At 57.7% G+C, this 5,671-nt stretch carries 5 protein-coding genes; 2 read left to right on the top strand and 3 right to left on the bottom strand.

Annotated features, from left to right (window positions below):
- Positions 1–281: 281 nt before the first annotated feature.
- The gene (locus NW856_RS13225) at positions 282–1,346 is read left to right on the top strand and encodes an o-succinylbenzoate synthase (protein ID WP_414400635.1); all 1,065 of its coding nucleotides are present in this window, start codon (positions 282–284) and stop codon (positions 1,344–1,346) included.
- Here NW856_RS13225 and prfB read toward each other — a convergent pair.
- Positions 1,343–2,474 (bottom strand): peptide chain release factor 2 gene (gene prfB, locus NW856_RS13220; protein ID WP_414400634.1). Its coding sequence is split into 2 segments (ribosomal slippage): positions 1,343–2,401 and positions 2,403–2,474, totalling 1,131 coding nucleotides; the frame shifts between segments, so codons are not numbered across the junction. The genes NW856_RS13225 and prfB overlap by 4 nt on opposite strands.
- A gap of 322 nt (positions 2,475–2,796) precedes the next feature.
- Between prfB and NW856_RS13215 the strand changes: the two genes are divergently transcribed.
- Complete coding sequence (locus NW856_RS13215; protein WP_414400633.1) at positions 2,797–3,198, top strand: DUF4359 domain-containing protein; 402 nt, start codon at positions 2,797–2,799, stop codon at positions 3,196–3,198.
- Between the two features lie 52 nt (positions 3,199–3,250).
- Here the strand turns inward: NW856_RS13215 and NW856_RS13210 are convergent, their stop codons facing one another.
- Positions 3,251–4,372, bottom strand: coding sequence for a methyl-accepting chemotaxis protein (locus NW856_RS13210; protein ID WP_414400632.1), 1,122 nt, complete (start codon positions 4,370–4,372; stop codon positions 3,251–3,253).
- A 282-nt stretch (positions 4,373–4,654) separates the two neighbouring features.
- Positions 4,655–5,671: HD domain-containing phosphohydrolase (locus tag NW856_RS13205; RefSeq protein WP_414400631.1), on the bottom strand; the 1,017-nt coding region annotated here is incomplete at its 5' end.

The following is a 5,671-nucleotide window of genomic DNA, read 5'->3' as shown; positions in this document are numbered from 1 at the left end:
TCGTCGCGTCAGCGTTGCGGAGCAATAATGCATAATGCATTGTGCCAGAAGGCTTTTTTCAGTAGCCCAGGTGTCTCACCCTGGCCTGAAGTAACCATAACTCTGGATTGAGGTCACGATTGTGGGTCAATCTCGAGATGTCCAAGAAAACGATGGGGATCGTTTCTGAATAGCAGCCCTCTGAGAAAACTGGCGTTTTTCCTTTCTTTATCTTGCTTGAGCTTTTTGTGGCTGGTAGGCACAGCAGATCATCTGCAGGGGATACCCAAAAAGAGGGATCCGTGCCGCTTGGGCGGCTGGAAAAGCGGTTTTCCTTTGCGTTTTGCCCCTACTGGCGTCCCTTTCGGCGGCCCCTGCGTACCCACCACGGACTGTGGTCCGTGCGCGAAGGGATCCTGATCCGGCTTACGGATCGGGAGACAGGCTGTCAAGGATATGGGGAAATTGCTCCCATCCCTTGGTTTGGCAGCGAGACCTTAGAGCAGGCTCTGGCGTTTTGTCGGCAGTTGCCCCCTCTTTTGTCGGAGGCGTATATTTTGGGGATCCCAGAAGCACTGCCGGCCTGCCGGTTTGGGTTGGAAGGCGCTTGGCTGGCCTGTCGGGATCCCGATTGGTTGAACAAGGATCTCTCTCTACTCTCTTTCTGTGAACTTTTGGGGGAGACCCTGCCGCCGGAATCTTACAAGGACTCCTACAAGGACTCCGTCCCACTCACGCGGTCGGTGTACAAGCTCAAGGTGGGGAGGGATCCCATGCAGCAGGAGTTGGAGAAGCTGGAGCAATGGCTGGAGCGGTTGCCGCCGGGATCCCGTCTGCGTTTGGATGCCAATGGGGGGTTAACGCTTGCGGAGGCCCACCGGTGGCTGATGGTTTGTGATCGGCTCAACCAGGACTCGCCGGGCAAGATCGAGTTTTTGGAGCAGCCTCTGCCGCCGAATCAGCACGCCCATCTGGTGGAGCTCAGCCGCCAGTACCAGACCCCCATTGCTTTGGATGAATCGGTGGCCTGTTTGGAACAGTTGCAAGCCGTCCATCGCTCAGGATGGACAGGGATCCTGGTGGTGAAGCCGTCTCTGGTGGGCTCCTGCATTGCGCTGCGGGAGTATCTCAGCCGCCATCCCGGCCTGGATCTGGTCTTTTCTTCGGCGCTGGAGACTCCCATCGGCGCCTGGCACGGGTTGGCTTGGGCGGGATCCCTGCAAGCCAAAACCGCCTCTCCCCGGGCCGTGGGATGGGGGGTAGGGGAGTTTTTCCAGGAAGGGGATCCCCTGACCTTGACCCAGCTCTCAGCCCAGGAGCGGTCTGCCCTCATGCAGGCGGTGTGGGAGCGCTACAGCCGGCCCTAGACTGCGGCGGCCTGTTGTTTGGCGTATTCCTGCCGCAGATAGGCCTGGATAAAATGCATCAGCTCCTCCGGCTCGCCGTTCATAAAGGCCTCGACATTGTAGGTTTCGGCGTTGGTGCGGTGATCTTTGATCAGCTTGTAGGGATCGAAGGTGTAGGTGCGAATACGCCCCCCAAAGCCCTGAGTCACCATCTCGCCGCGAATCTCGGCCAGCTTTTGTCTGCGTTTTTCTTCTTCCATCTCGATCAGCTTGGCCTTCAAGATCTGGATGGCCCGCTCTTTGTTTTGCAGTTGGGAGCGCTCCTCGGTGCAGCGCACGGCAATGCCGGTGGGCTTGTGGATCACCCGCACCGCTGTTTCCACTTTGTTCACGTTTTGGCCACCTGCCCCACCTGAGCGGGAGGTCTCGAACTCCAGATCTTCCATCTTCAGCTCATACTCGCTTTCCTCTTCCAGAATCGGCATCACCTCTACGCCAGCAAAGCTGGTTTGCCGTTTGCCGTTGGCGTTGAAGGGGCTGATGCGCTCCATCCGGTGGTTACCCTTCTCGGCAGAGAGATAACCATAGGCGTAGGGGCCTTCGATCAGCAGGGTGGCGGACTTGATGCCGGCTTCGGCACCTTCGGAGTATTCCGAGAGGCTGACCTTGTAGCCCTGGTTTTCGGCCCAGCGGGTGTACATTTTCAGGAGCATTTCCGCCCAGTCCTGGGCGTCGGTTCCCCCTGCGCCGGCGGTGATGGTGAGGATGGCACCGTTTTTGTCGTAGGGGCCGGAGAGCAGTTGCTGTAGCTCCCACTGGCCCAACTCCCGCTCCACCGCTGCCAGGGATCCTGCTGTCTCGGCTAGGAGTTCTGGATCGGGCTCTTCTTGGAGCAGCTCAAGGGCGCTGACGGCATCTTCTAGGCGATCCTTCCAGCGATGCACCTGATCCCAGGAGGCTTTGAGGCTGTTGAGCTGCTGCATGTGGCGGCGGGCTGCCTCTACATCATTCCAAAACTGCGGCTGCGAGGCTTCTTGCTCTAGGATGGCAATCTGTTGCTCCAAGTGGGGCAGGTCAAAGATAGTCCTGAGCGTTGCTCAGGCGCAAGGTGAGCGATTCTAGGGTGCGTCTTAGATCGGCAAGTTCCATAGAGAGCAGCAAGCTGTTTGCGCGTCGGATCCCATCCTAACCTGTGGGCCGGCAACTCAATCAAGGGATGGAGCCCTTCTGTGGGCTTGCCGGAACACTGTTGCCGTGCAGCGCCGGTGAACCGGGTTCCTAGGAGTCCTTTCGGGGTAGAGCGTTTGGCTGTTGATCCCGCGCAGGCGGCTGGCGAAAGGGCTACGGGATCGACGGGTCGGCTTTGGTCGATTGCGTCAGCGGGACAGAACCCTTTGGCTTCTGCCGGAAGATCCCTGTTGAGGTGGCTCAAGCCTATAGCAGAATGGAAAATCTGGTTTCGGAGGCTGCGATGCTGAAGGTCTTTTCCTTGCTTTCCGGGCTGGTTTTGGCGGGAGGAGTGGCTGCTTTGGCCATCACCAATCCCACCTTAGAAGAGTACAGAACCCATGCAGGGCAACAACTGGCCGCCTACGCTACGCGGGAATACTGTGCTCAGATCCCGGCTTTCTTGGTCACTTTGATTGAGGAATGTCATGCCCTTGTCCGAGAGCTCCAGCCCGAACTAGAAGCTCTGTTCATGCGCCAAACCCGCCGGCAGAATTTTATCCTTTTCAGCCTCTACACCACCGATTTGTCGTTGCTCAACTTTGGCCCACTGGGGATCTCCTTGCCCACCTACCACTTTGAAACCCTTGCCGTGGCTGGGCAATTTTATACTTATGAGATTCGAGAGGGGAAAGCTGCCCCCTAGCCACCATGGCAACCTCAGGCTCTCAGGATCCAGAAGAATCTCAAAAGGGAGGCTAGATTTGGGCTCGTTCCAACAGGGTTTGCAGCTCTTCCAGGGCCAACTGGGCCGACTGGGCCTGCTGGTAAAGGGATTGCACCACCTCAGCGCTGCTCTGGGCCGATTGCAGGGTGGATTGGCTCTGGCGCTGGATACGCTCTGCTAGGCCGCGAATGCGGTTGCTGGCCTCGGTGGTTCGCCCGGCCAATTTGCGGATCTCCTGGGCAATGGCTCCAAAACCCCCGGCACCACCGCTGCGGTTGGCCTCTACAGCCGCGTTAAAGGAGAGCAGGCGAATGTATCCTGCCACCTCCACGATCAAATCCACGATGGTGTTGATCTCCTTGAGTTCGCGGGATAGCTCCTGGTTGTTGTCGGCAACTTCCTGGAAGAGGGTGCGCACCGCTTCTACCCCAGCAAAGGTGGCGGCAAAGGTGGATTTGCCTCTCTCAGAGAGCACAGAACTGATTTCAATGATGCGGGCGTTAAGGCGAGCCAACTCCTCGGAGCGCTGTTGGGCCCGGCGACGTTCCATGTCTAAGGCCAGGTTTTGGTTGAGGATCTCGGCTTTTTGTCGCTCCAGATCCCGGGCATACTGGAGGCTGCGGTTTTTTTCCTGCTCCAGCTCTGCCAAGATCCTTTTCATCTCTTCCTGCTGCTCCTGTAGCTTGCGCTGGGTGGCCAGATGCACCTGGGCCTGGGCCACCAACAACACCGGCACATCGAGAAGGCGGTAGTCCTGGGATCCCAGTTGAACCACCACGGGGTCATAGATGGTCTCTTCGGGCCGTTGGAAAGCTCGGTCGGCTGCTTGGATGACATCGCAGTCGCCGGGGAGCAAGAGAAAATCCCGGCTATGGAACTCTACCATGGAGCTGATGGGCCGCTTCAAAAACACATCCAGGCCGTAGGGCTTGCTAAGCATCCACTCCAGAATGGCGCGGCGGGTCAACATTCCCCGCACCTGTGACCGCTCGTCCAGCACGATGACTCCTGAAAGGCTGCTGTCATCTTCTAGGCGGCGCACCACATTCTCGCAAGGGGTGGACTCGTTCACCTGAAACTCCACCAAGGCCAAGTCACGCAGCTTGGTGTTGATCGATAGGGTAGGAGTGGGTGGATTTGTCAGGGTAGCCATCACAGGGATCCTCGGCACAGGTTGGGTACAGATGGGTTGGATGCTAATGTGTAGAGCAACACAAAAAGTCGGCCCTAAATCGGCCTTCAATGGGGTAATTTGTGCAGAAAATCGACCACCTTCAGTTTGCCCTGGGATCCCACCTTTTGCCCATAAGATTCTGCGGGATTGTACGGAAAGGATGGCCTGGGATCCCTTCTTTGCAGTTTGCGGGGATGGATCCCTTTGGAGCTGAATGTTCTGGGTTGGTATCTTGGATCCCTGATTGATCTGGAGCTGGATTTAGCGGGTTTCTGGATAGCGGTGGTAGATTTCCAGAATTTCGCTGCGTCCTCGGTTAAAGGCGGCCACCACTTGCGGATCGAAATGGCTGCCGCTGTTGTCTTCTACAAACTGAAAGACCTCATTCAAAGCCCAGGCTTCTTTGTAGGGGCGACGGCTGGCCAAGGCATCGAATACATCGGCTAAGGCCACAATCCGCCCTTCTAGAGGGATCCCTTCTCCTTTGAGGCCGCGCGGATACCCACTGCCGTCGAACTTCTCGTGGTGGGTAAGGGCGATGATGGCGCTCTTTTGCATCAGCTCGGAGTCGGACTTGCTGAGAATTTCGTAGCCAATCTCAGGGTGGCGGTTCATGATCTGCCGCTCTTCTGGGGTCAGACGCCCCGGCTTTTGCAAGATGGCATCCGGGATCCCGATTTTGCCCACATCGTGCATGGGACTGGCGTAGAAGATCAGCTCTTGCTCATGGCTGGATAGGCCCAAGTGCTTGGCGATGATGCGAGAGTAGTTGCTCATCCGCTTCAGGTGAAAGGAGGTATCTTGATCCCGGTATTCTGCGGCCAGAGACAGACAGAAGATGGTCTCGAAGTGGGCAGATTTGAGCTCTTCCCGCAATTGGACGTTTTGATAGGCAACCGCCGCCTGGGAGGCTAGGGCTTCTGCCACGCTGACTTCCAGCTCAGAAAAAGGTTGGCTCCACTCGGCCACCTGGTCAGGAGCTAGGGGGGTGGGGTGATCCGGCTTTAGGCGGTTCAACAGTTGTAGGGCGCCAAGGATCTTTCCTGAGGGATCCCGCATGGGCACAGTGAGCAAGGAGCGGGTGCGATAGCCGGTCTGCCGATCCACCTGTGGGTTAAAGGCATAGGGCCGGTCGGCGGGCAGGTGGTAGACATCTGGCAGATTCAGGCTCTCCCCGGTGAGCACCACATAGCCCACAATGCTGGAAGGGCTGAGGGGCAAGCGCAGATCCCGCAGCTCCTCATGGCGGTTGACCACGAAAAAGCGCAGTTCCTCCCC

The sequence above is a fragment of the Synechococcus sp. R3-13 genome (assembly GCF_047462195.1).
In the GTDB taxonomy this organism is placed as follows: Bacteria; Cyanobacteriota; Cyanobacteriia; order Thermostichales; family Thermostichaceae; genus Thermostichus.
The sequence above is the reverse complement of the archived record's forward strand: the minus strand, read 5'-3'. Positions and strand labels throughout refer to the sequence as shown.